This window comes from Dyadobacter sp. (genome assembly GCF_017744695.1).
Classification (GTDB): Bacteria; Bacteroidota; Bacteroidia; order Cytophagales; family Spirosomataceae; genus Dyadobacter.
Genome location: NZ_JAGIAS010000005.1, coordinates 421,649 through 446,631, shown reverse-complemented (window position 1 = coordinate 446,631; position 24,983 = coordinate 421,649). Strand labels below are relative to the sequence as shown.

The 24,983-nt window shown below is 49.3% G+C and carries 21 protein-coding genes; 12 read left to right on the top strand and 9 right to left on the bottom strand.

What is annotated here, in order from left to right; translation table 11 throughout:
• Positions 1 to 1,383, top strand: a complete 1,383-nt coding sequence (locus tag J7619_RS20230; protein ID WP_291202762.1) for a HAMP domain-containing sensor histidine kinase — start codon at positions 1 to 3, stop codon at positions 1,381 to 1,383.
• 405 nt (positions 1,384 to 1,788) lie between these two features.
• Here the strand turns inward: J7619_RS20230 and J7619_RS20225 are convergent, their stop codons facing one another.
• The 3 genes from J7619_RS20225 to J7619_RS20215 all read right to left on the bottom strand — a co-directional run bounded on the left by J7619_RS20225 (position 1,789) and on the right by J7619_RS20215 (position 4,237).
• Positions 1,789 to 2,535, bottom strand: a complete 747-nt coding sequence (locus J7619_RS20225; RefSeq protein WP_291202759.1) for an acyl-CoA desaturase — start codon at positions 2,533 to 2,535, stop codon at positions 1,789 to 1,791.
• 130 nt (positions 2,536 to 2,665) lie between these two features.
• The gene (locus J7619_RS20220) at positions 2,666 to 3,325 is read right to left on the bottom strand and encodes a DUF4159 domain-containing protein (RefSeq protein WP_291202757.1); all 660 of its coding nucleotides are present in this window, start codon (positions 3,323 to 3,325) and stop codon (positions 2,666 to 2,668) included.
• 204 nt (positions 3,326 to 3,529) lie between these two features.
• A complete protein-coding gene (locus J7619_RS20215) occupies positions 3,530 to 4,237 on the bottom strand; it encodes a 16S rRNA (uracil(1498)-N(3))-methyltransferase (protein ID WP_291202751.1) in 708 nt (235 codons plus the stop codon).
• A gap of 394 nt (positions 4,238 to 4,631) precedes the next feature.
• On the opposite strand from J7619_RS20215, the gene J7619_RS20210 reads away from it, so the two are divergent.
• Entirely contained in the window at positions 4,632 to 5,642 is a 1,011-nt protein-coding gene (locus J7619_RS20210; protein WP_291202748.1) for a glutamine synthetase beta-grasp domain-containing protein, read from the top strand.
• Between the two features lie 169 nt (positions 5,643 to 5,811).
• Here J7619_RS20210 and J7619_RS20205 read toward each other — a convergent pair whose 3' ends face one another.
• Positions 5,812 to 6,363, bottom strand: coding sequence for a hypothetical protein (locus J7619_RS20205; RefSeq protein WP_291202745.1), 552 nt, complete (start codon positions 6,361 to 6,363; stop codon positions 5,812 to 5,814).
• Between the two features lie 30 nt (positions 6,364 to 6,393).
• Complete coding sequence (locus J7619_RS20200) at positions 6,394 to 8,580, bottom strand: glutamine synthetase III (protein ID WP_291202742.1); 2,187 nt, start codon at positions 8,578 to 8,580, stop codon at positions 6,394 to 6,396.
• A gap of 148 nt (positions 8,581 to 8,728) precedes the next feature.
• On the opposite strand from J7619_RS20200, the gene J7619_RS20195 reads away from it, so the two are divergent.
• Both J7619_RS20195 and mtaB read left to right on the top strand, forming a co-directional pair.
• Positions 8,729 to 10,564: an LTA synthase family protein gene (locus J7619_RS20195; protein WP_291202739.1), complete on the top strand. Its 1,836-nt coding sequence runs from the start codon at positions 8,729 to 8,731 to the stop codon at positions 10,562 to 10,564.
• Positions 10,565 to 10,600: 36 nt separating this feature from the next.
• Positions 10,601 to 11,929, top strand: a complete 1,329-nt coding sequence (gene mtaB / locus J7619_RS20190) for a tRNA (N(6)-L-threonylcarbamoyladenosine(37)-C(2))-methylthiotransferase MtaB (protein ID WP_291202736.1) — start codon at positions 10,601 to 10,603, stop codon at positions 11,927 to 11,929.
• Between the two features lie 269 nt (positions 11,930 to 12,198).
• On the opposite strand, the gene J7619_RS20185 is transcribed toward mtaB, so the two are convergent.
• From J7619_RS20185 to J7619_RS20175, 3 genes are all read right to left on the bottom strand, one after another.
• Entirely contained in the window at positions 12,199 to 13,518 is a 1,320-nt protein-coding gene (locus J7619_RS20185) for an ammonium transporter (protein ID WP_291202733.1), read from the bottom strand.
• Between the two features lie 57 nt (positions 13,519 to 13,575).
• The gene (locus J7619_RS20180; RefSeq protein ID WP_409012752.1) at positions 13,576 to 14,775 is read right to left on the bottom strand and encodes a porin; all 1,200 of its coding nucleotides are present in this window, start codon (positions 14,773 to 14,775) and stop codon (positions 13,576 to 13,578) included.
• A 346-nt stretch (positions 14,776 to 15,121) separates the two neighbouring features.
• Positions 15,122 to 15,469 carry a 4Fe-4S binding protein gene (locus J7619_RS20175; RefSeq protein ID WP_291044328.1) on the bottom strand — a complete coding sequence of 116 codons (348 nt, stop codon included), beginning with the start codon at positions 15,467 to 15,469 and terminating at the stop codon, positions 15,122 to 15,124.
• A gap of 129 nt (positions 15,470 to 15,598) precedes the next feature.
• Here J7619_RS20175 and J7619_RS20170 point away from each other — a divergent pair, with 129 nt between their 5' ends.
• Positions 15,599 to 16,624 (top strand): acyl-CoA reductase, encoded by a 1,026-nt coding sequence (locus J7619_RS20170; protein ID WP_291202730.1) that lies wholly within the window; start codon positions 15,599 to 15,601, stop codon positions 16,622 to 16,624.
• On the opposite strand, the gene J7619_RS20165 is transcribed toward J7619_RS20170, so the two are convergent.
• Entirely contained in the window at positions 16,621 to 17,409 is a 789-nt protein-coding gene (locus J7619_RS20165; RefSeq protein ID WP_291202727.1) for an esterase family protein, read from the bottom strand. The genes J7619_RS20170 and J7619_RS20165 overlap by 4 nt on opposite strands.
• A 133-nt stretch (positions 17,410 to 17,542) precedes the next feature.
• Here J7619_RS20165 and J7619_RS20160 point away from each other — a divergent pair, with 133 nt between their 5' ends.
• The 7 genes from J7619_RS20160 (at position 17,543) to J7619_RS20130 (ending at position 24,970) form a co-directional block, all read left to right on the top strand.
• Positions 17,543 to 18,256: an esterase family protein gene (locus J7619_RS20160; RefSeq protein WP_291202724.1), complete on the top strand. Its 714-nt coding sequence runs from the start codon at positions 17,543 to 17,545 to the stop codon at positions 18,254 to 18,256.
• A gap of 26 nt (positions 18,257 to 18,282) precedes the next feature.
• Complete coding sequence (locus tag J7619_RS20155; RefSeq protein ID WP_310589812.1) at positions 18,283 to 19,593, top strand: glutathione synthase; 1,311 nt, start codon at positions 18,283 to 18,285, stop codon at positions 19,591 to 19,593.
• A gap of 28 nt (positions 19,594 to 19,621) precedes the next feature.
• Entirely contained in the window at positions 19,622 to 20,722 is a 1,101-nt protein-coding gene (locus tag J7619_RS20150; protein ID WP_291202721.1) for a carboxylate-amine ligase, read from the top strand.
• Positions 20,723 to 20,844: 122 nt separating this feature from the next.
• Entirely contained in the window at positions 20,845 to 21,687 is an 843-nt protein-coding gene (locus J7619_RS20145) for a type 1 glutamine amidotransferase (protein WP_291202718.1), read from the top strand.
• Entirely contained in the window at positions 21,680 to 22,873 is a 1,194-nt protein-coding gene (locus J7619_RS20140) for a hypothetical protein (RefSeq protein ID WP_291202715.1), read from the top strand. The genes J7619_RS20145 and J7619_RS20140 overlap by 8 nt, the downstream gene beginning before the upstream one ends.
• Position 22,874: 1 nt before the next feature.
• Positions 22,875 to 24,086: an aspartate aminotransferase family protein gene (locus J7619_RS20135; protein WP_291202712.1), complete on the top strand. Its 1,212-nt coding sequence runs from the start codon at positions 22,875 to 22,877 to the stop codon at positions 24,084 to 24,086.
• A 5-nt stretch (positions 24,087 to 24,091) separates the two neighbouring features.
• Complete coding sequence (locus J7619_RS20130) at positions 24,092 to 24,970, top strand: aldose 1-epimerase family protein (RefSeq protein ID WP_291202709.1); 879 nt, start codon at positions 24,092 to 24,094, stop codon at positions 24,968 to 24,970.
• Positions 24,971 to 24,983 lie beyond the last annotated feature (13 nt).

Sequence of the window (24,983 nt, the reverse complement as noted above, 5' to 3'; positions counted from 1 at the left end):
ATGCAAATTCGTACCCGACTTACGGTTCAGTTTTCCTTGCTGGTAAGCGGTATTTTGCTGGTCACCTTTCTGGCGGTATATTTTTTTACCTATTATAATGTTACTGAGGACTTTTACGATCGTCTCCGGTCTAAGGCTAAATCCCAGGCAGAACTTTTGCTGAAAGTACAGGTGCCGCTTATCAATGCCGAGGTACTGAAAGCCTTGGACGAAACCAACCGTGACCTCATTTACGACGAGAATATTTTTATTTTCGACGAAAAAAACCGGCTCATTTACAGCAACTCCACTACCCCGCAGCTCAAAGCGTTGCACGTTTCCAACTACTGGCTCGACGAGATACGCAAGGCCGGCCAGATCCGGTATGACGACGGCGATTATAAAGTAGTGGGCCTTTATTACAAATACCCTTTCAACAAAGCCGTCGTAATGCTCGGCGCAAAGGACTTGTACGGGCAGGCAAACCTTTCCAACCTCAAAACGCTGCTTACGGTATTGTACCTCGTCGTGACGTTCGTAGTGGCGATCGTGGGCTGGATATTCTCCAAACGCGCATTGAGGCCTATTTCGAAGGTTATGAATGCCGTGGAAGGTATTTTACCCCAAAAATTGGATACACGCCTCAACGTTCCCAACCAGAAGGACGAGATCGGGCGACTGACGATCACTTTCAATAAACTGCTCGACCGCATTGAAACCGCATTTCAAATGCAGAAAATATTCGTCGCCAATGTCTCGCACGAACTGAAAAACCCGCTGACGAAGATTAAATCGCAGTTGGAAGTAAGCATGCTCAAAGAGCGGAACCCGTTTGAGTACCAGATGACGATCCGCTCCGTACTGGAAGATATACAGGAGCTGGGCCAGCTTTCGAATACCCTGCTGGAACTTGCCAAAGTCAGCGAAGACCAACGCGACCTGCTTACCGAACTCATCCGCGTAGACGACCTCCTGCTCGACTGCCGCATGAACCTCGCCCAGGCCAACCCTACCTATAATATTCAGCTGAACTTCGACGAACTTCCCGAGGACGACACATGGCTCGAAATCACCGGCAACTCGACGCTTCTCAAAACAGCCTTCCTGAACCTGATGGATAATGCCTGCAAGTTCTCGGACGACAATGCCGTAAACGTTTGCCTGCTTCCCTCGCGCGGGCAGCTTGGCCTTACGTTTTCCGACAATGGAAAGGGAATTCCCGACAAGGACAAGAGCCTCGTTTTCCAGCCATTCTACCGCAGCGACAACACGGCGAACATCAAAGGCTACGGCATCGGGCTTTCGCTCGTGGAGCGCATTGTAAAGCTCCACAATGGCAGCATCAGCATTCAATCCAACGTCCCGAAAGGCACGACGTTCCGCTTAACTTTTTTACGCCTCTAAGGAAATTCTAACTTATTATTAACGCCTTTCTAAGTATTGTTGATCTTATTTGTAATGTCGACAGGGCGAAAACTCGCGCAAGACGACAAACTCAAAGGATTTCATTTTTTGTGGTGTTAATAAGCAGATTGGCAGGCGTCTCTCACGTCTGCCAATTTTTTTTGTCAAGTGTGGTCAGGTATTGTCAAATGTGGTCAGGATTGTCATTTGTAGTCAGGAGTTGTCAAGTGTAGTCAGTTGTAGTCAGGTGTGGTGATTGATACAAAAAGAGAGGAGAAACCGGCCGATTGACCAATTTCTCCTCCCATTCTATCGATGACTATCAATGACAATCCCTGACTACAAATGACAACCCTTAACCGCACCTGACCACTTCTGACTACAATGCGATCAGAACATCATGCATTAGTGCTTCTTTCGAATCTCAATAATCTTCAACTTGTTCAGCAGCTTGATCACCGGGTACGTCGGATCGACTTCGAACCACTTGGAACCAAAGTTGATCGAGTTCGGACGTTTGTGGTGGTTGTTCTGGAAAAGCTCGCCCATCATCAGGAAGTCGAAGATCAGGGAGTTTTTCGATTTATCGTCGTTATCGAAGTTTTGGTAGCCGTATTTGTGTCCGCTCCAATTGACGATCGCGCCGTGGATCGGGCCCATCAGGAAGTGGATCGGCAGCAGGAAGAAGAACGCCCAGTGCATATCCAGGTAAATGTAGGCCAGCACGTAGAACACGATGTACAACACGCCCCAACCTGCCCTCGAAATCCAGGAATCACCCAACTTTTCCACAAACTTCCATTCGGGATAGTTACGCTCGAAACGGTTTTCGACCGCGCGTTTGCGGTTCAATACGGCATTGTAAATGTTTTTGGTCTCCCACATCATCGTGAACACGTTTTTAGTGTGGTGCGGTGAATGCGGGTCTTTATCGGTGTCGCTGAACGCGTGGTGCATGCGGTGCAGGATCGCATATGCACGTGGGCTCAGGTAGGAAGAACCTTGTGAAAGATAGGTAAGCAAATAGAAGAACCGTTCCCACGGCTTGCTCATGATAAACATCTTATGAGCGGAATAGCGGTGCAGGAAAAAGGTTTGACAGAATAGTGACAAATACCAATGTACAACAAATACAATCAGAACTATATACATGGAATGGCGGAAAATTTTGATAAGCTAAACTTTGCACAAAAGTAAGTGCCAAAGGTTAGAAAACCGAAATTTCCCAAACTAAATTTGGAATATAGCCATAGCACTTGCGTCGCCCGAACCCACGACCCGACTACTCGATCATGAAAGCGTAACTAAGCAGGTTCGCCCCCATTTGTAACGCCTTACGGCGCATTTCTTCAGGGTCGTTGTACACACTCTGGTCCTCCCAACCATTGCCGAGGTCGGTTTCGTAGCTGTAATAGCAAATGAGCCTTCCCTGCCAGATCAACCCGAAACCTTGCGGCTGCTTGCCGTCGTGCTCGTGTACTTTCGGCAGGCCGTCGGGGAAATTGTATTTCATATGATAAACCTGATGGTCATAAGGAAGTTCTACGAATGACAATTCAGGAAATACTTTCTTCATTTCTCGGCGGATAAACTGATCGAGCCCGTAGTTATCATCCACATGCAAGAAACCGCCGGAGAGCAGGTAATTCCGCAGATTTTGCGCCTCTGTATCGCTGAAAACAACATTCCCGTGCCCGGTCATATGCACAAACGGGTAGGAGAAAATATCCGGGCTGCCGACTTCCACCACATCTTCCACCGGATTGATATTCATTTTCAGCTCCGCATTGCAGAACTTGATCAGGTTCGGTAACGACGTTTTATTGGCATACCAATCCCCGCCCCCGCCATATTTCAACTTGGCGATTTTCAGGGACGACTGCCCAAACGATGCCAGGGACGCGCAGAGGAGTAAGGCGAGAAGGGCGAAGTGGCGTTTCATGAATGAATGAGTGAATGAGTGATTGAATGAATGAGTGAATGAGCCGCCGTGGAACGGGGAATGATTGAATGAGTGAATGACCGAATGGATAAATGGGTTATCAGCCAATGAGAGAATAGGATTCATGAAGCAGCCAATGACTTTCAGACTTTTATATTCAATCATTCACTCATTCACTCATTCACTCATTGACTCATTCACTCATTACAAAACCTGCGCCAGATTAATCGCGTGGCACCCCGCTACGGCGGCGGTCTCGGTTCGGAGCCTCGTCGGACCCAGCGATACAGTTTCGAAGCCGTTTTCGAGCGCCAGTTGTACTTCTTTCGGACTGAAATCACCTTCCGGGCCGATCAGTAGCGTCGTGCCGCTGCCCTTCTGTATTTTACTGAAAACGTGCTCCACCGTATTTTGTTCCGGAACATAAGCGATCAGACGGACAACGTCGTCCACGTTTTTAATAAACGGCTCATACTTGTTATTTACTGTAATGACCGGCATATAATATTGCTGTGACTGCTTCATAGCAGCGGCGGCGATGCGGTTCAGCCTCGTCAGGTTCACTACGCGGTTCAGAGTCTCCGGGTTGGTATGCTCGGTTACGACGAAATCAATACGTTCTACGCCGATCTCCGTCATCTTCTCCACCATCCACTCGTTCCGTTCGGCCTTGCGAGTGGGCGCGATAGCCATATGAACAGCGAAATTTCTCCGCTCCGTCATTTTGGATTCTATCACTTCGTAACCTACTTTTCGCCCCTGAATGTTGAGCCGGCATTTTTGAAGCAGCCCCTTGCCGTTTGTGACATAAATCATATCGCCGGAACCCAGCCTCAAAACCTTCGAACTATGCCTTGCTTCCTCCTCGTCGAGTTCAAAAACGTGAGGGTCAGGCTGGTAAAACAAATGCATTTTTCCAATATTGTGATAATGTGAGCAAATACCGCTGAAGCCTTCAAAAATATACAAAATATCGGCAACAGCACAAAATTTACAATCCCCGCAGAATTCTATCCCACTACGGATTCAAAAATGACATCTTATTGGATATTCTCGGTATTTTATGTTTTCAAAGGTATATTTTTAACCTGTTTCAGACTTTTTAACAAAAAATTCCCGCGAAACGCCAGTTTTCGAAACCTGCTCATTTTATTAGAATAGTACATTTTTTACTGACAATACTACCACGAACGCAATAATATTCTGTGGATGGTTAATTTTTCCTAACATTTATTTTTTGTAAATACATTTTTGCATTAATATTGTGCCGTTATAATTATTCGTCACCACTTTATCTAGTACTATTATGTCAAAGTCCAAGCTGGAATATATTTGGTTGGATGGCTACAAGCCGACCCAAAGTTTACGCAGCAAAACCAAAATTGAAAACGATTTTAGTGGAAAACTGGAAGATTGCGCAATGTGGTCGTTTGATGGCTCGTCAACTGAGCAGGCTCCCGGCGGTTCTTCCGACTGTTTGCTGAAACCGGTTTACATTATCCCCGATCCACAGCGCAAAAATGGCTACCTGGTAATGTGCGAGGTATTGAACGCTGACGGAACTCCCCATGAATCAAACGGTCGTGCAACTATCGAAGACGACGATAACGACTTCTGGTTCGGATTTGAACAAGAATATTTCCTTTGGGACAACGAAACCAACAAACCACTTGGCTTCCCGGCTGGTGGCTACCCAGCTCCACAAGGACCATACTACTGCTCAGTAGGCGCGAAAAATGCGTACGGTCGTGAGATCATCGAAGAGCACCTTGACGTTTGCCTTGACGCAGGTTTGAACGTAGAAGGTATCAATGCAGAAGTAGCAGCAGGACAGTGGGAATTCCAGATCTTCGCGAAGGGTGCAAAAGAAGCTGGTGACCAAATCTGGTTGGGCCGTTACCTCCTTGAAAGAATCGGTGAGAAATACGGTGTATCCATCAACTGGCACTGCAAGCCGCTTGGCGATCTTGACTGGAACGGTTCAGGTATGCACGCCAACTTCTCAAACGGTGTTTTGAGAACTGCTGGCAGCAAAGCTACTTTCGACAAAATTTGCGAAGCATTCCGTCCGGTAGTGAAAGAGCACATCGAAGTTTACGGTGCCGACAACCACCTGCGTCTGACTGGAAAGCACGAAACTGCTTCTATCCACGATTTCAGCTACGGTGTTTCTGACCGTGGTGCTTCTATCCGTATCCCTGTTCTTGTTCCTCAAAAAGGATGGAGCGGATACCTGGAAGACCGTCGTCCGAACTCTGCTGCTGATCCTTACAAAGTGGCAGCTCGTATCATCAAGACTGTTAAATCTGCTATCTAATTCGCAGAACGAAACATATTTAATGCAAAACGACCACCTTTGGGTGGTCGTTTTTTGTTGTCACGCTGAGCGTAGTCGAAGCGCGGTATTGTACCGCTTCGACTACGCTCAGCGTGACAGTTAGTGCAAGTTCAACCTTTTTAGCACAGCCTTCTTATTGTTCAGCGGATCAATCTTCGTCTTCACTACCTGTGAACGAGTACAAGGTAGGATCAAGCTGTACATTACCCGAGGTATAGGCCTTGATAAAGTCACTGATCACGTTGTCGTCGATCTCCGTTTTATTCAACCCCACTTCCAGCCCCACGCCGTATTCAAACTGATCGTCCACTTCGATATGCTCGCGGACGGTGATCTCCTCCCCTTCTTCAATTTCCTCGATAAATTCGGTCAGCAGCAACTCTGCTTCGTCTTCCTGCTCGTCGGAAATCTTATAGTTAGCCGGACGCTCATCCGGCGACAAATAGCCCGGCATCTCCTTTTTCAACCGTTCCAGCGCCTCGTCGTACACGAGCGTAGAATGATGCAGGCGCAAGGTGTAAACCAGCGCGTCGTAAATGACTTCCTGATTTTTATAAGTACCTACAAACTGCACGTGGGCATGCTCGTTGTTATCATCCTCATCCTCGAATTCATCCTCTACATATATAAAGTTCGAATTCTCGGCCTTGCATTCGGCTTTGAGCTGCGCGATTTCTTCTGGATCAAATCCGGGATTCATATTCTTTTGTTGTTTGATTCAATTGTAAAACTACTCCAAAAATAGCATTTCGCGGTATTTAGCCAATGGCCAGTCTTCATCATCGATCAACAATTCCAGTTTATCGACGTGGTAACGGATCTCATCAAAATACCCCTTCACCTCCGAACCATAGCACTTCGCACGTTCGAAAAGCTCCTCTATGTTGTTGGCTTTCTTGCGGCTTTCGGTCATTTCATGCACCAGCTTCTTGATCACCACCACGTGCGAAGAAATGTCGCGGATGATTTCCTTGATCGGCTCGGCTTCTTCGAGCATTTCGAGGTCGGTGAGCGAGCGGGCGGTCTGTGCGAGTTTGAACTGGTATTTCACCACCGTAGACACGATGTGGTTCAATGCCAGGTCGCCGATCACGCGCGATTCGATCTGCAATTTTTTCACATAGTTTTCCAACTCGATTTCATAGCGTGCATGCAGCTCGCGTGAGCTCAACACACCGGTTCTTTCGAAAACGGAAATCGTCTTGTCGGTCTTGTAAGCATACAATGCATCGAAAGTCTCGCGGATGTTACTCAATCCGCGCTTTGCCGCCTCCTCGATCCACTCTTCGGAATAGCCGTTTCCTTCGAAAAGGATGTTTTTGGATTCGAGGTAATACCGTTTCAGAATTTCCACGGTCGCGACTTTCTTCTCCTCGCCAGCCGCGAGGCGCTCGTCCATTTCCCGTTTGAATTCGAGCAGCTGGTTCGCCACGATCGTATTCAGGATGATCATCGGCGAAGCGCTGTTCTGTGAACTTCCTACCGCACGGTATTCGAATTTGTTTCCGGTAAAACAAAATGGCGATGTACGGTTACGATCGGTATTATCGCGTTGGAGGTTCGGAATGCGGGAAATACCGAGCTTATAATAGAAGTTTTCCCCTTTTTCCAGCGTAATCTCGCCTTTGCTTACCAACTCTTCAAGCATATTGGTAAGATCTCCGCCCAGGAATACCGACACGATCGACGGCGGCGCCTCATTCGCGCCCAGGCGATGCTCGTTACCTGCGGACGATATCGATGCACGCAGCAGATCAGCATGGTCATGAACGGCCTTCACCACATTCATGAGGAATGTCAGGAAGCGCAGGTTTTCTTTCGGCTTTGAGGTCGGAGCAAGTAGGTTAATGCCCGTATCCGTCGAAAGCGACCAGTTGTTGTGCTTTCCGCTACCGTTAATGCCCGCAAACGGCTTTTCGTGGAAAAGTACCTGGAAGTTATGCTTGTCGCCGATCTTCTGCATTAAATCCATCAGCAATGCATTGTGGTCGATGGCCAGGTTCACCTCTTCAAAAGTTGGCGCGCATTCGAACTGGCCGGGCGCTACCTCGTTGTGGCGGGTACGAACCGGAATGCCCAATTTCAATGCTTCGAACTCAAAATCCACCATGAATGCATTCACCCGCGGTGAAATGGACCCGAAATAGTGGTCGTCGAGCTGCTGACCGCGGGCCGGGTTATGCCCGAAAACCGTCCGGCCAGCCATGAGCAAATCAGGGCGGGCGTAGTACAATGCTTTATCTACCAAAAAGTACTCCTGCTCGATCCCGAGGGTAGGCGTAACCTTGGAAACATCGCGGTTGAAAAACTGGCAAACGCCGGTCGCGGCTTTGTCGAGCGTCATGAGCGAGCGCAAAAGCGGCGCTTTGTAATCCAGCGCCTCACCATTGTAGGAAATGAATACGGACGGGATACACAAGGTCTTACCACCCGCGCCATTGTCCATCAGGAACGCCGGCGAACTCGGGTCCCAGCCGGTGTAGCCCCGCGCCTCGAAGGTCGCGCGCAAGCCTCCGCTCGGGAACGAGGAAGCGTCTGGTTCCTGCTGCACCAATGCACTTCCTTTGAATTTCTCTACCGCTTTTCCGTCCATGGTGAGGTCAAAAAACGAGTCGTGTTTCTCGGCGGTGGTTCCTGTCAATGGCTGGAACCAGTGGGTATAATGCGTCGCGCCTTTGGAAATGGCCCATGATTTCATGGCTGCTGCCACTTCCTCCGCCACTTCCCGGTCGATCGTCGAACCGGAGCGGATCGAATTGGAAATCTTGGTATATGCCTCTGCCGAAAGCAGGGTCTTCATCACATCATCACTGAATGTATTGCTGCCATAAAGGTCGGCTACTTTTTCTGTGGGAGGGGTCAAAACAGGCGAGACGCGGCCTTGCGCGATCTCAAAAGCTTTGGAACGAAACGTCATGTATTTATTGATTTATATTAATTCTCCCCAAAATTATTTATTTACCGATACGAACCACAAATCCTTTCCAGATTTTCACATTAGCTGTCCAACGGTTACCACAGGTTAGCGCATTTTTAAGAACTTTGCAAATTGTTCAGAGACACCAATGCGTAAAAGACTTGAATTTATTGCCTTGTACGGGCTGGCCTGGGTCCTCATCTTCCAGTTTTTCCGGGTCATTTTCCTGGCATACCATTATAAAAAAGCACTCGAACTCCCCTCTTCGCTGTGGGTGGCGAGCGCCTGCCACGGCCTTCCGATGGATATTTCCTTCGCCGCCTATATTCTGGCGATCCCGACATTATTAATGATGTTTACCGGCCAAGGTTCGGAATGGTACCGGAAGACGTTGCGGGTTTACACCGCCATTATCGTATTCCTCATTACGCTGCTCACGGTCGTAGACCTCGAACTGTTCCGCGCCTGGGGCTTCCGAATCGACGCTACTTCGCTGCATTATCTGGCAACACCCGCCGAAGCATTCGCCTCGATGGGCGCGGCGCCGGTGTGGCAACTCGTTGTGTTACTGATCGCATTGACTTTCCTCGTCAATCGGGTATTACAAACCGTCATCCGCCGCATCACCGGATCGTTCAAGCGGTCATCCTTATTATATACAATACCAGTATTCCTCGTCATCGCCGGTAGCCTCGTTATTCCCATTCGTGGCGGCTTCCAGCTCGCGCCGATGAATGAGAGCGCGGTGTTTTTCAGCGACAAGAGTTTCGCGAACTATGCGGCCGTTAATGTGCCCTGGAACTACATGCGCTCGGTATTAAATGCGGCCTATTCTAATGAAAACCCTTTCAAATATGCGGATGACACCGAGGCAAGCGAGAAGATAACAAGCCTTTACAGCCGCATCGGCGCGACGCAACAGGTTATCGATACGATCGGCAAAAAGAATGTACTGGTGATCATCTGGGAAAGCTTTACAGCCAAAGCCGTCGGGTCGCTCGGCGGTTTGAAAGACGTTACCCCGCAGTTCGACCAGATCTCAAAGGAAGGACTCTTATTCACCCATATATATGCAAGCGGTAACCGCAGCGACAAGGGAATGGTAGCGATTTTGAGCGGGTATCCTGCCCAACCTACCACCTCCATCATTAAAATACCCAAAAAAACTGCGTCATTACCGTCGCTGCCTACGATTTTCAAAACCCATGGCTGGCAGACATCCTTTTATTACGGAGGCGAAACGGAATTCGCCAATATGAAATCCTATTTCCTCCAACAGGGCTTCGACCGCATCGTCGATATCAACGATTTCGATTCCAAAGACATGAACTCGAAATGGGGTGCGCACGATCATGTGGTTTTCAATCGGCTAATGCACGACCTCGACCAGGAAAAGCAGCCTTTTTTCACCACGATGTTCACGTTAAGCAGTCACGAGCCGTTTGAAGTACCCACCAAAACCGTGATTGCAGGCAACGATCCCGAGCATTTGTTTCTGAACGCATTGCATTATACCGACGAATCCCTCGGCGCATTCCTCCGCGAGGCCCAAACCAAGCCGTGGTGGAAAAACACGCTCGTGGTCATCATCGCCGACCACGGCCACCCGTTGCCCGAGACACAGAAAGATAAGCCTTCGGAGTTCCATATTCCGATGCTTTGGCTCGGCGGCGCGCTCACGGCCGCGCCTTCGCGCGTAGACACGCTCGCGTCGCAAACCGACCTTGCCGCCACGATTTTGAACCAAATGCATCTTCCCTCCGGAACTTTTGCATGGAGTAACGACATTTTCAAAAAGGGTCGGCAGGATTTTGCCTACTTCGCATTCAACAACGGCCTCGGCTGGATGCGTCCCGACGGCTTTCTCGTGCGGGACAACATCGGAGGGAACATCACCGAGAAAAACGGCGCTTTACCACCAAAGGAAGAAGAGCTCGGCAAAGCTTACCTGCAATCTTCTTTTGGAGATTATTTAAAGCGTTGATAATAAAGGTGTAATTTTGCTGGATATTTAAAAACAATGAAGAAAGTCGCTTTTTATACACTAGGGTGCAAGCTGAATTACTCTGAAAGCTCTTCGATCGGACGGATGTTCGAGGATAAGGGCTATACCAAAGTGGAGTTCAACGAAAACCCGGATATTTTTATCATCAACACCTGCTCGGTGACCGAGAATGCGGACAAGAAATGCCGCAAGATCGTGCGCGAGGCCCAAAAGATCAACGCCGACGGCTACGTGGCGATCATCGGCTGCTACGCGCAGCTGAAACCGAAAGAGATCTCCGAGATTCCCGGCGTCGACGCGGTTTTGGGCGCTGCCGAGAAATTCCGGCTCGTGGAATTGATCGATACATTCGAAAAAGCGCCGTCCGGGCAGCCGGCACAGGTAATCGCCTCTACGATCGACAATGCCATCGAATACCATACGTCCTATTCGCTCAACGACCGCACGCGTACGTTCCTGAAAGTGCAGGACGGCTGCGACTACCCGTGCGCGTATTGCACGATCCCGCTGGCACGCGGGAAAAGCCGGTCGGACAGTATCGAAAATATCGTAAAGGCAGCCCGTGACATCGCCGCGCGCGACGTGAAGGAAATCGTGCTCACGGGCGTGAACATCGGTGACTTCGGCTTGCGTAATGGCGTTCGCGAAGAAACTTTCCTGGATCTGATCAAAGCACTGGACGAGGTGGAAGGTATCGAGCGTTTCCGCATTTCTTCCATCGAGCCCAACTTGCTAACCGACGAGATCATCGAATTTGTGGCACAGTCCAAACGTTTTGCGCCCCATTTCCATATTCCATTGCAGTCAGGCTCCAACAAAGTCCTTGGCCTGATGAAGCGCCGGTACAAGCGTGAACTGTATGCGGAGCGCGTGGCGAAAATCAAGTCGCTCATGCCGGACTGCTGCATTGGCGTGGATGTGATCGTAGGCCACGCGGGTGAAACGAAGGAGCTTTTTGAAGAAACTTACCACTTCCTGAATGAACTGGAAGTTTCTTATCTGCACGTATTTACCTATTCAGAAAGAGAAAATACGACCGCGTTGGCGATCCGTCCCATTGTTCCCAAAGCCGAACGGGCGGAACGTTCCAAAATGCTGCACATTCTTTCGGATAAGAAAAAACGCTTCTTCTACGAAAGCCAGATCGGCAAGGAGGGTAAAGTCCTTTTTGAAGATGAGGTGCAGAATGGGCAGATGCTTGGATTTACGGGTAACTATGTACGCGTGGCTGTGAAGTATGATCCGCTGCTGATTAATGAAACGAAGGAGGTGCGGTATGATCATATTAATGCGGAGGGACTGATGGAAGTGACTGAGGTGCGGGAAGAGATTTTAGTGCATTAGAAATAGAAGCTGAGCTTTTGAGAATTAAGATCAATCTAGCTCTTGAGAATCAAGATCAATCTAGCTCTTGAGAATCAATTTTAATCTAGTACCGTCGACTTAAGTCGACGGCAAGAGACTAAAAAAGAAATCCTTTGCCCTGGGTTTTAACCTGGGGATTTCAAAAGGAAGGAAAGTCTGAAATCTGGAAGTCTCAAATCTGGAAATCCTTTAAATAAAGAAAGCCCGACCATTTGGCCGGGCTTCTTCATTTATTCTTATAGTTTAGATTAAGCCTCTACAAGAAATTCGTCGTGTTGGCTCACATCCAGACCTACTTTCTCATCTTGCTCAGATACGCGAAGCGGCAGGATCAGGTCAGTGATTTTCAACAGTAGGAATGAACCACCAAATGCGAATACCGATACACCTACCAGCGCAATCACGTGGTTGATGAACAGTTTGGTTTCGCCGAATGCCAGACCTTGATCAACAACCAGTGAATTAACACCGCTGGTTGCGAAGATACCGGTCATCAGCATACCTACCATACCACCTACACCGTGGCAAGGGAATACGTCGAGTGTATCGTCCAAAGTAGAACGTGTACGCAGGTGAGCGATGTAGTTGGAAGTGATCGCAGCGATAGTACCGATGAAAAGAGATGCTGGAACAGTTACGAAACCGGCAGCAGGCGTGATCGCAACCAGACCTACGACAGCACCGATACAGAAACCAAGTGCAGAAACTTTCTTGCCTCTTGCAGCATCGAAAAGTACCCAGGCCAAACCAGCAGCACCGGCAGCGGTGTTAGTAGTAGCGAAAGCTGAAACCGCCAACGGAGAAGCTGTCAGGGCAGAACCGGCATTGAAACCGAACCATCCGAACCAAAGCAAACCTGTTCCCAACAATACGAATGGAATGTTTGCAGGAGGAAGTACGTGGTCTTCGAGGAGCGACTTGCGGCGTTTCAGGTACAATGCACCAGCGAATGCAGCCCAACCGGCAGACATGTGAACAACAGTACCACCAGCGAAGTCAAGCACACCCATTTTGAACAGGATACCCTCTGCATGCCATGTCATGTGAGCCAATGGCGAGTAGATGAAAATACAGAACAGGATAATGAAAAGAACGTAAGAGCGGAAGTTGATACGCTCAGCCATCGAGCCAGTTACAAGCGCAGGAGTGATTACCGCAAACTTCAACTGAAACATTGCGAACAAAGCGAAAGGAATGGTACCCCAGATAGGACCGTCCAATACACCTTTGAACATGAAGTGGGTTGTCGGGTTTCCAAAGAAACCGCCGATGTCCTCACCAAATGCAAGGCTGAAACCGAAAACTACCCACACCACACTGATTACACCCATCGCGATGAAGCTCTGGAGCATCGTGGAAATGACGTTTTTGGTGTTGACCATTCCTCCGTAGAAGTACGCAAGACCAGGGGTCATAAGCAATACCAACGCGGATGATACCAGCATCCATGCGGTATCGCCGGAATTGATGCCCTCGGTCACGATCTGCGTCGGAACATTAGGAATGAAGGCACCGAGGATGCTGATTACCAGGAGGATAATCAGTGGGATAAAGTTACGTTTTTCCATTGTAGTAAATTATTGTTATTGTAGATTAAGAAGGTATTCGTGTGAAATGCTGTTGTATCAGAATTTGTAAATGAATGCTAATCCGAATGTTGTCTGGCTGTTTTTGGTCCAGTTGCCGTCTGAATCCTGGAACTGCTGTGCCTCACCTGTTCCTTTTTGCTTGGGATATGCATCCAGGCGGAATTCAGGTTTAACCAGAATGTGTCCATCCGCAAGGTTGATGTTCCCTGTCAATGTAACCGAGTTTACTTTGGTACCTGTACCGGCAGGAGTCAGCAAACCGCGCACACCGTTGTCGTTGTTGAAATATTCATAACGTGCACCGATTCCGAAGTTGTCGGTAATCGCCGTGTTGGCATACACCGCGAAACCGCCCCACGATTCGGTATCAACCGGACCACCAGCACCTTGATAATCACCTTTTTGCGATCCGTATGCGGCATTCAGACCTAAGAGGAATTTTTCAGTTACCTGGAAGCTCGTGGTAAGGTCGAAAACCTGGTAGAAACCATCCGGCTGCTTGCCGAGTGAATCCGTATTGGCCTCGTTGCTTCCGATATAGTTCAGATAAACGTTCCAGTTGTTAACCGGCTTGAAGTACAATTGGCTGATAATCCCTTTTGCGCGGTTGTTGTCGCCCAGACCATCTACGTTGTTCACAACACCCACCATCAACGACGCTTTGTCGGAGAATGCGTAGGTGGCCTTCAAACCGGCGTGGTAGAAAGGACCGTTGTTAAACAAGTTGGAGAGCGAGTAGTTGAAGTTGGCCGGTGCGTCGATCACTTCGTACCCGATATGTGTACCGAATTGTCCTGCTGTCATCGAGAACTTGTCGGTGAATTTGTATGTAAAGTATGCTTGCTTGATCGCCAGGGCGGTACTGAACAGCGAGTTGCCATAGTTACCGAGGTTGGCGTTTGGACCGAAAGTAAGATCAACGACTGCTTCCGACTTGGCATTGGTGTAAGCCACTTTCGCCTGTACGAGACCGAGCGAGAACTGGCCCGATTTCTGGTCGAATACCCGCGCGTTGGTAGCACCCATGTTGGAGCGGGATGCAGGTTTGTTGAAATTAGCCATGTAATAGGAATCCAGGTAGCCCGAGAAAGCGAATGCTCCTTTTGCCTCCTCCTCATCTTTGGCTTCCGTTACCACCGCAGTATCGGCCTTCACCGCCTTTTTATCTTCTTCCGACTTCGCAAAACCCAAAAAAGGAACCATCAAAGATAATACTGTGCAATAGACTTTTTTCATAATTATATTCTGTTTAAGTTAATATTACTCTCCGGCTGCATTACTGGATCAAATATTGTACTTAAATTATATTTATCAAATAATATAGGTGAAATTTATATCAAAAAATCCAATTTTCTGATTTTTTTCATGTTTTTTATCGTTTTTGAAACACAAAATCATCAAAAACACACTTTTTGTCAAAAATGGAAAATTTTGCATATGAATAACAAAACAGAATTTTCTTAAAAAGAATCCATTGCAATTATTAAGAAATTTTATTATTATAATGCCATTTCCAGAACCGAAAGGGCACAAAAAAAGCCTGCAGTGTAGCAGGCTTCGCATTTTTTATATTCAGCAGGGTCTATTCACCGTGCATCCATGCTTTTTTGGCAAGCAGCGTTTCTTCTTCTTCTTCGTTATCGGGATCGGGCACGCAGCAATCGACCGGACAAACCGCGGCGCATTGAGGTTCTTCATGAAAACCTACGCACTCGGTACATTTATCTGTAACTATATAGTAAAATTCGTCAGAAACTGGGGACTGCTTTTCTTTGCCGCTCACGATAGTGCCGTCGCCGAAGTCCACTTCGTCTAAATTCGTTCCATCTCCCCAAGTCCATTCTACACCTCCCTCATAAATTGCAGTATTCGGGCATTCTGGCTCACACGCCCCACAATTTATGCATTCATCGGTTATCATTATAGCCATAGTCGCCGGATTGTTTATATTTGTTGCTATTCTTCTGTATTGGGTAACAAATATAACTATTTATAGTTTCCCAACAATCAGAAAAATAAAAACGGCACCTGCCATTTAACTTTTTAGAGTCAGAGTAGAATGATATCAAGAATTCGGAGAATAAATGCATTCATCCGGCTGGGCCAGTTCATCGGAGACGCAGCCAACGAGGAGACGATCGGGGAATGGATAGCCGGCGCGAAGAGCAGGAACAACTGGTTTACGCCTGCCAACGTGAGGTTATCACTGAATGCGATTGCCGAACACTATTTGAATGAGGAAAAGCTGAAAAGCTGGGCCGAAAGTTACCCCGAACCCGCTCAATCGCGCAAAATAGGTGTGGTAATGGCGGGGAACATCCCGGCAGTGGGCTTCCATGACGCCCTTTGCGTGCTCATAAGCGGACATACATTGCTCGCCAAACCCAGTTCCGACGACCCGCTGCTGATCCGTGCCTTGCTCGCTCAGCTGATCGAAATCGAACCGGAATTCAGGGAATACATTCATTTCGTAGAAAGGTTGAATGATTCTGATGCGTACATCGCGACGGGAAGCGACAATACCGCCCGCTATTTCCACTATTATTTTGCCAAAAAGCCGAACATTATACGTAAGAACCGGACTTCCGTGGCAGCGCTGACAGGCAATGAAACACGCGGCGAACTCAGGGCATTAGCCACTGATATCCTGCAATATTTCGGGCTCGGTTGCCGCAATGTTTCCAAAGTGTTTGTCCCCTCGGGATATGACTTTACCGGGTTTTACCAGGCGATCGAGGAAATGACCGACGACTACGTGCATCACCACAAGTACTTCAACAACTACGAGTACAACAAGTCCATTTACCTCGTAAACCGCATCGCGCATTCGGATAACGGCTTTTTGCTCGCGACTGAGAGTGAAGCATTGGTTTCGCCTATCAGCGTGCTGCATTACCAGCCTTATGATTCCGTTGAAGAGCTGAAAGCATTATTGCGGGAATCGGAAGAGAAGATTCAGTGCGTGGTAGCCAGCCCGCAGCTGCATCTGCCGGACGCCCTGCCCTTCGGCGCCGCGCAGGCACCTGGCCTTTCCGATTATGCGGATGGCATTGACACGATGGCTTTCCTCGCGGAAATAGCCTAGTTGTTCCCCACCCTTCCTGATGCCCACACGAGGAAATCAGGGAGGGCTTTTGCCCATGTTTCGGGATTGTGCATCCCTTCTTTCACTTCCACATAGCGAATCTCGCGCCCCCAGCCATACCCTTTCCGTTCCAGTTCGGCAATGCATTCAAGCGTATCCTGGATGGAATCGATCACGCCATCACCGTCACGATCGTCGTGCTCGTCCCACGTACCACATTGAAACCAGAAGTTCAGTGGTGGGGTACTTTCGGTATTCCGTATTTGCCTATGCATAATGCGGTCACTTTCGGCATAGCCTTCATTCAGCGCTTTCTCACGCCACCACAGCGAGCCCGAGAAAACACCTGCATTTGAAAACACCTCCGGGTGATTCCAGACCGCATCCAGCGCCATGAGCCCGCCCAGCGAACAACCTGCATAGGTAATGCCCATTGTAACAGTATTATAATGTTGCGCCAAATGAGGTATTAACTCATCCAGTACAAATGACGTAGTGAGGCCCGCTTTGTCCCCCCGCCCCGCGTAATCGGGCTGGTGCGCGGTCCCGTACTCGTATATGCGTGCGTCGTTCGCGTGTATGCCCGCCACTACGCACGGGGCCATCTTCCCGGCAGATTGTAATGAAGCCACCGTTTCGGCCATTTTGAGTGCACTAAAATCCTGTCCATCGTTGAAAAGCACCAGCGGATAAGTTTCCGATGCTGAAAACCCCGGCGGGAGCAACGCCGTTACAATCACATTCCGGCCCAGGAAGGCTGAATGCAAGGCGATTTCTACGGGCACTATTCGAATGGATGGAACGGCTGGATTCACTGCAAATGCTTGACTACGGGTGAAAATAAAACCCGAAAGTTAATAATTTGCTTCCTATGATTTGTTTTGTATATTTCATTTATCAACTATAAACCGTCTTTGTTTGGAAGAGAAGCACATTAAATACTACTCTCATCATCTCGACAAGGACGTGGAGATGCTTGTTTTCGGCAACTGGGGCTACCCTATTTTGCTTTTCCCGACGACACTTGGCCGGTACTACCAGGCGAAGGATATGGGGCTGATCGAATCCGTACGATGGCTGGTGGAGTCCGGCAAGTACAAAATTTACTGCGTCGACACCATCGATGCCGACTCGTGGTACGGGAAGCACCTGACCCCGGAGTACCGCGTCAAAAACCATATTCAATACGACAAGTTCCTGGCCAACGAGCTCGTACCTTATATAAGGAATGAATGCAATGTTGGCAAGATCGGCGTTGCGGGTTGCAGTTTCGGTGGCTTCCACGCCGCCAATTTTGCCTTCCGCCATCCCGACCAGGTAGCTTATCTGGTGAGCATGAGCGGCGCATTCGATATCCGCGGTTTTCTGAACGGCTTTTACAATGACACCGTGTATTTCAATAATCCCGTCGATTTTATGCCCAATGAGCAAGGCTGGCGTTTCGGGCACATGAAAATCGTGCTGGGGACCTCCGACTGGGACATCTGTCTGGACAGTAACCTGCGAATGTCCAACATCCTCAACGGCAACGGCATCGAACACTGGCTCGATATCCGCGGCTGGGAAAAGCATGACTGGCCGCTCTGGAACAAGATGTTTCCGGATTACCTGTCGCGCATTGTATTGCAATAGTCAAAAACACAACTCAGAACCTGAATATGAAAAAGATTGGAATCCTGTTTGGAATGGAAAATACCTTCCCGAACGCATTTATCGAAAGAGTGAACAGTAAGGGTGAAAACGGCATTATCGCAGAGGCCGTTACCATCGATAAAGTCATACAAGCCGCCCCCAATGAGTACGCCGTGATCATCGACCGCATTTCGCAGGACGTACCGTTTTACAGGTCTTTTTTGAAGAATGCCGCGCTTACGGGCACGGCGGTGATCAACAACCCATTCTGGTGGAGTGCCGACGAGAAGTTCTTTAACAATGCATTGGCCGAAAAATTGGGCATACCCGTGCCGAAGACCGTGCTGCTCCCTTCCAAGCAACGTCCCGACAACACCTCCGAAACTTCCTTCCGGAACCTGGCATTTCCGATGGCCTGGGAAGAGATATTTCAATATGTAGGCTTCCCCGCGTACATGAAACCGCACGACGGCGGCGGCTGGAAGAGCGTGTACCGCGTCGTGAACCCTCAAGATATGTGGATCAAGCATGAAGAAACGGGCCAGCTGGTGATGATGTTGCAGGAAGAAATCGTGTTCGACGATTATGTACGCTGCTATTGCATTGGCCAGAAGGACGTGCTGGTAATGCCTTATGAGCCGCGCAACCCGCACCACTTACGCTATGCCGCCGATTTGAAAGCCCAGGGCGAAGAGCGCGAAAAGCTGCTCGAAACCATTAAGGATTATACATTAAAACTCAATGTCGCATTGGGCTACGATTTCAATACGGTTGAATTCGCCGTGCGCGGCGGTATTCCTTACGCGATCGACTTCTGCAACCCGGCGCCGGATGCCGACATCTACTCGGTCGGTCCTGATAATTTCGAATGGGTAGTGGAAGCCGCAGCGAATATGGCCATTGCAAGAGCAAAAGCGCAGGTTCCGGGGCAGATTAACCTTACCTGGGGCACCTTTATCAATCAGGCGGTGAATGGCATTCCGACAGCACCGCCGGCAGCCGAAACTCCCGCACCAGCCAAGCTTGCCGAACCGGCAAAGGCAAAAGAGCCTGCCAAGCCAGCTAAAACAGCCGAAAAAGCACCGGCAGCGACAAAGTCCCCGTCCAAAACAGCAGCGCCTGCCAAAACAGCGAAAGCTGCACCGGCCAAGCCGGTGAAAGAAGCTGCTCCTTCGGCTACGGAAGTAAAGGTGAAAGCGGTAACACCGAAGAAGCCCGCCAAATCGCTGGGTGCCATTGCTACCGAGCCCATCGCCGAAGCGGAGCCCAAAATCCCGACTACCAAAGCGGCAGCAACCAAAGCACCGGCTAAAAATTCCAAATTGAAGAAATCCTGACGAACTAAAATTCAGCCGCTTTTACATTATGGCAACATTCACCCTGGGAATTGAAGAAGAATTTCAAACCATCGACCCGGTTACCCGAAACCTGCGGTCGCATATGTCAAAGCTGGTTGAAGATGGCAAAATTACCTTGAAGGAGCGTGTGAAGGCTGAAATGCACCAGGCAGTCGTGGAAGTGGGGACGAATATCTGCCATAACATCCAGGAAGCGCGGGAGGAAGTGACCTACCTGCGCAAGATGATCCTCGACCTGGCTGAAAAACAGGACCTTCGCGTGGCCGCCGCCGGTACGCATCCCTTCGCCGACTGGGTGGACCAGCTCATTACCGACGATCCGCGCTACGATCAGATCATCGACGAAATGCGCGATGTGGCGCGAGGCAACCTGATTTTCGGGTTGCACGTGCACGTGGGCATCGAGAGCCGAAACGAAGGAATCCAGATCATGAATGCTGTAAGGTATTTCCTGCCGCATATTTATGCATTGTCGACCAACTCGCCGTTCTGGTGCGGGCGTAACACCGGTTTCAAATCGTACCGCTCCAAAGTTTTCGACAAATTCCCCAGGACAGGCATTCCCGATTTCTTTTCGAGCGCCGCGGAATATGATGAATACGTCGCCTTGCTGATCAAGACCAACTGTATCGATAATGGCAAGAAAATCTGGTGGGATATCCGCGTCCATCCGTTTTTCAATACCATCGAATTCCGCATGTGCGACGTACCTATGCGTACGGACGAGACGATTTGCCTGGCCGCGATCATGCAGGCGCTGGTCGCCAAAATCCATAAACTGCACAGCCAGAACCTGAGCTTCCGCCCCTATCGCCGGATGCTTATCAATGAAAACAAATGGCGTGCGGCGCGGTACGGCATTCACAGCAAGCTCATCGATTTCGGGAAGCAGGAGGAAATAGAGTATAAAATCCTGATCCACGAGCTCCTGGAATTCATCGACGACGTGGTCGACGAGCTCGGCAGTCGGAAAGAGATCGAGTACATTCACCAGATCCTCGAAATGGGTACCGGCGCCGACCGCCAGTTGGCCGTTTTCGAGGAAACCGGCAGCCTGAATGCGGTTGTAGATTATATTGTTTCAGAAACCAAAATCGGGATTTGTTAAGAATTAAAACATACTTTTGACCCAAAACCCGAACTAATCAGGAACACATTTGTTTAAAGTAGGTTACCCGATTCTATAACTTAAAGGCCGGTTTCACTGACACGAGCCGGCTACCGACTAAAATGACCACTCATGAAAAGCATTTCCGGATCGCGATCCTGGACATGTACAACGGACACCCCAACGAAGGAATGCGGTGCATCAAAAAGATTATCGCCGCGTTCGGAGAACAGGAAAGCGTGCCCGTTGAATTCACTGTTTTTGATGTAAGACAAAAGCTCGAAGTACCGGGAATGGACTTCGATGCGTATGTTTCTACCGGCGGGCCGGGCAATCCTGCGCCGGTTGGCGAGCCTTGGGAAAAGAAATTCTTTGGTTTTTTGAATAAAATACTGGCCTACAATGCGAAGCGACAAAACCGTATTAAAAAGCACCTGTTCCTGATCTGCCATTCGTTTCAAATGGCCTGCATCCATTGGGAACTGGCCGCTGTGAGCAAGCGACGCAAGACTTCGTTTGGCACATTTCCGGTACATAAAACTTCCTCCGGCCGGAAAGATCCGCTCCTGAATGCGCTGACCGACCCTTTCTGGATCGTCGATTCGCGCGATTTTCAGGTTACCCAGCCGAATCAGTTTGCATTCGATGCATTGGGCGCCAGGCTGCTTTGTCTTGAAAAAATCCGCCCGCACGTGCCACTCGAACGTGCGGTAATGGCGATCCGCTTTTCCAACGAGATCGTTGGGACGCAATTTCACCCGGAGGCCGATGCCGAAGGAATGCTCCGTTACTTTTTGAAGGAAGATAAAAAAGAGGCAATTATCAAAGCCCACGGCGAGCAGAAGTACAACGACATGATCGAGCATTTGAACGATCCCGACAAAATTTCGATGACCGAGGCTGTCATCATCCCTACATTTCTCAAAAACGCATTCAATAAAACGTTCCAGCCAGCCTATGCATAAGCAAGCCCGGGAAGCGTTCAACAGCTCCTTCACGGAGAAAAAATACGAGGAATTCGTTGAATCCATCAGTTCTGCGTTTCCCGGTCAACTGGATTTCAGGGTGGCTGAAACACCCGTTTTTGTACCCAAAGATCTAACGGAGAAAATCCTGCGGGCTTCGGATGAGATTATCGGCACGCTGCAATCACCCGATTTTCGGGCAAAAACCGACCGCGCTGTGCCGTCGAACCAGTTCGTCCCCGGCGAAAACGCGCATACGTCCTTCCTGGCTATCGATTACGCCATTTGTCGGAATGCCGCCGGCGAGCTCGTACCGCAGCTCATCGAGTTACAGGGCTTCCCGTCCATTTTTGGCTACCAGGCTTTCCTGTCCGAAAGTTTCAGGAAGTTTTTTGATGTGCGGCCCAATCTGGGGTATCTGTTTGGGGCAAATTCTCTGGATGAATATGTAGCCAAATTAAAAGCATTGATCCTCGGCGATGAGCAACCGGAGCATGTGATTCTGCTTGAAATCTTCCCCGAAAAACAGAAGACGCGGATCGATTTTGCGGTAACAGAGCAAATGCTGGGTATCAAAGCCATTTGTTATACCAAGCTGATCCGCGAAGGCAGGCGATTGTACTACGAAAGCGACGGCAGGAAAATACGGGTCAGACGCATTTACAACCGCCTGATTTTCGACGACCTGTTCAACTATCCCGACCTACAAACCAGCTACCATTTCACCGACGACGTCGACGTGCAATGGGTAGGACATCCTAACTGGTTTTTCAGGATCAGCAAGTTTGCGATGCCCTTTTTGAACGGCGAATTTGTGCCCGAAACACGTTTTCTAAGCGAATACCAGGGTAGTTTCCCATCGGATCTCCAAAATTATGTATTAAAACCGCTGTTCTCGTTCGCGGGCTCGGGGGTACAATTACATCTCACAAATGCGGATCTGGGAGCCATCGCCGACCCGGAAAATTATATATTGCAGCGAAAAGTTGCCTACGAACCCGTGATCCAGGCGCCCGATGGTCTTGTGAAATGCGAAATCCGCATGATGTACGGCTGGCCAGATAGTGCGGAAAAGCCCGAACTGCTGATCAGTCTCAGTCGGTTAAGCCGGGGGGAAATGATCGGCGTCCGGTACAACAAGGATTTCACGTGGGTAGGCGGCAGTGCCAGTTTTTTTGAACATTAGAATGCATATTTCACATCGCCAGCACTTTTTCGATCATCTGGCGCAAACTTCCGATTTCCCGCTTGCCCTTGAAATAGAGAAGGCCGGGGGTGTTTATATGTACGGTCCGGACGGCAAGTCGTATATGGACCTGATTTCCGGCATAGGCGTCAGCAACGTCGGCCACCGGCATCCGAAGGTACTCGAAGCCATTCACGCGCAACTCGATAAGCACATGCACCTGCTCGTGTATGGCGAGTACGTACAGAGCGCGCAGGTGCAACTGGCGAAGGCATTGGCCGGTACGCTGGATCTTAAAGCTTCCTCCCCCTCGCCTTTCGGCTTGATCGACAACGTCTATTTCACCAACTCAGGTACAGAGGCCGTGGAAGGTGCAATGAAACTGGCCAAGCGTTTCACGAAACGGCGCGAGTTCATTTCCTGCTATAATGCCTACCACGGTGCCACGCAGGGCGCATTGAGCCTTGCGGGTGCGGAATTTTTCAAACGGAATTTTCGTCCGCTGCTGCCGGGCGTGAGGCATATTCAGCACGGTTATTCACCTGATCTTGAAAAAATTACAGAGCAAACAGCGGCGGTGATCATCGAGGTGATCGGTGGTGAGTCAGGTGTGCGTGTGCCCGAGGCAGGCTATCTGGCTGCATTGCGTGAAAAATGCACCAAAACCGGCACATTGCTCATTTTGGATGAAATTCAAACAGGCTTCGGCCGCACCGGGAGCTTCTGGGCATTCGAGCAGTACGGTATTTATCCGGATATTTTATTGAGTGCCAAAGGAATGGGGGGCGGTATGCCGATCGGCGCTTTCATGGCTTCGCAGCAGATCATGAAGGTGCTCAAAACGAATCCAATACTAGGCCACATTACGACATTTGGCGGGCATCCCGTGAGTTGCGCAGCCTCTCTGGCGGCATTGCGGGTGACGATCGATGAACGTCTTTCCGAGGCAGCCATTACGAAAGGTGAATTGTTTAAATCACTGTTAATTCATCCAGAAATCAAGGAAATCCGCGGAAAGGGCCTTATGCTTGCGGCGGAAATGGAATCGTTCGATAAGCTGAAAGTGACGATCGATCGATGCATTGAGCTTGGTGTCGTGACCGACTGGTTCCTGTTTTGCGACAATTCCATGCGCATTGCGCCGCCGCTGACCATTACCGAAGAGCAGATCCGCGAGGCCTGTGCCGTTATTCTCAAAGTCCTGAATTCTTGAACGATATGAACTATTCCATTCAAAATGACCATTTAAAGATCTCGGTACAGGAAACGGGTGCCGAGCTATGCCAGATCCAGTCGACCGTTACGGGTAAAGATTTTCTCTGGAACGCCGACCCGGCCCTGTGGGGCAGCTATGCTCCGGTGCTCTTTCCGGTAATCGGCGCGATCAAGAATGGCTTTGTGAAATATAATGGCGGCGAATATGCGGTGCCGAGGCACGGGATGGTTCGCAACAACGCAAATGTAAAGCTGACAAACCAAACAACCGACAGTCTTACATTTACGCTCAAATACAGCAAGGAGACGCTTGCTATTTATCCATTCCAATTTGAATTCCAGGTCACTTACCGGCTGGACGGTAAAAAGGTGGTTATCGATCACAAGGTCATCAACCACGGAAGTTCCGAAATGCTGTTCTCGCTCGGTGGTCACCCTGCATTCAAATGTCCCTTGCACGAGAATGAGGTATATGAGGATTACTATCTCGAATTTGAAGCCATTGAAAACGATTCGACCTGGCTACTCGAAAAGAACGGGCTCGTAGGCAACACGACCAAACCCGTACTCGAACACACCAATGTGTTACATCTGAACAGCCATCTGTTTGACAACGATGCATTGATATTCAAACATCTGATTTCCAAACAGGTAAGTCTGAGAAGTACCAAATCCGGGCAGGTGGTCACGGTTTACTACAAAGATTTCCCCTACCTGGGCATCTGGGCCAAGCCTGGCGGTCATTTCGTTTGCATCGAGCCCTGGCTGGGCATCGCCGACAGCGCCGATTCTGACCAGAATTTCGAAACGAAAGAAGGGATTTTGAAACTGGCAGCGGGTGAGATTTTCGAGGCTGGTTTTGCGATCGAGATTAATGAATAGCTGGTGAATTGTG

What these genes read in the sequence shown, in the direction of transcription:
- J7619_RS20175 (WP_291044328.1), bottom strand. Translation starts at nt 15,469, where the DNA reads ATGGCTATAATGATAACCGATGAATGCATAAATTGTGGGGCGTGTGAG.
- J7619_RS20185 (WP_291202733.1), bottom strand. Translation starts at nt 13,518, where the DNA reads ATGGAAAAACGTAACTTTATCCCACTGATTATCCTCCTGGTAATCAGC.
- J7619_RS20130 (WP_291202709.1), top strand. Translation starts at nt 24,092, where the DNA reads ATGAACTATTCCATTCAAAATGACCATTTAAAGATCTCGGTACAGGAA.
- J7619_RS20180 (WP_409012752.1), bottom strand. Translation starts at nt 14,775, where the DNA reads ATGAAAAAAGTCTATTGCACAGTATTATCTTTGATGGTTCCTTTTTTG.
- J7619_RS20195 (WP_291202739.1), top strand. Translation starts at nt 8,729, where the DNA reads ATGCGTAAAAGACTTGAATTTATTGCCTTGTACGGGCTGGCCTGGGTC.
- J7619_RS20210 (WP_291202748.1), top strand. Translation starts at nt 4,632, where the DNA reads ATGTCAAAGTCCAAGCTGGAATATATTTGGTTGGATGGCTACAAGCCG.
- J7619_RS20145 (WP_291202718.1), top strand. Translation starts at nt 20,845, where the DNA reads ATGACCACTCATGAAAAGCATTTCCGGATCGCGATCCTGGACATGTAC.
- J7619_RS20225 (WP_291202759.1), bottom strand. Translation starts at nt 2,535, where the DNA reads ATGTATATAGTTCTGATTGTATTTGTTGTACATTGGTATTTGTCACTA.
- J7619_RS20170 (WP_291202730.1), top strand. Translation starts at nt 15,599, where the DNA reads ATGATATCAAGAATTCGGAGAATAAATGCATTCATCCGGCTGGGCCAG.
- J7619_RS20230 (WP_291202762.1), top strand. Translation starts at nt 1, where the DNA reads ATGCAAATTCGTACCCGACTTACGGTTCAGTTTTCCTTGCTGGTAAGC.
- J7619_RS20215 (WP_291202751.1), bottom strand. Translation starts at nt 4,237, where the DNA reads ATGCATTTGTTTTACCAGCCTGACCCTCACGTTTTTGAACTCGACGAG.
- J7619_RS20205 (WP_291202745.1), bottom strand. Translation starts at nt 6,363, where the DNA reads ATGAATCCCGGATTTGATCCAGAAGAAATCGCGCAGCTCAAAGCCGAA.
- J7619_RS20150 (WP_291202721.1), top strand. Translation starts at nt 19,622, where the DNA reads ATGGCAACATTCACCCTGGGAATTGAAGAAGAATTTCAAACCATCGAC.
- J7619_RS20200 (WP_291202742.1), bottom strand. Translation starts at nt 8,580, where the DNA reads ATGACGTTTCGTTCCAAAGCTTTTGAGATCGCGCAAGGCCGCGTCTCG.
- mtaB (WP_291202736.1), top strand. Translation starts at nt 10,601, where the DNA reads ATGAAGAAAGTCGCTTTTTATACACTAGGGTGCAAGCTGAATTACTCT.
- J7619_RS20155 (WP_310589812.1), top strand. Translation starts at nt 18,283, where the DNA reads ATGAAAAAGATTGGAATCCTGTTTGGAATGGAAAATACCTTCCCGAAC.
- J7619_RS20140 (WP_291202715.1), top strand. Translation starts at nt 21,680, where the DNA reads ATGCATAAGCAAGCCCGGGAAGCGTTCAACAGCTCCTTCACGGAGAAA.
- J7619_RS20220 (WP_291202757.1), bottom strand. Translation starts at nt 3,325, where the DNA reads ATGAAACGCCACTTCGCCCTTCTCGCCTTACTCCTCTGCGCGTCCCTG.
- J7619_RS20135 (WP_291202712.1), top strand. Translation starts at nt 22,875, where the DNA reads ATGCATATTTCACATCGCCAGCACTTTTTCGATCATCTGGCGCAAACT.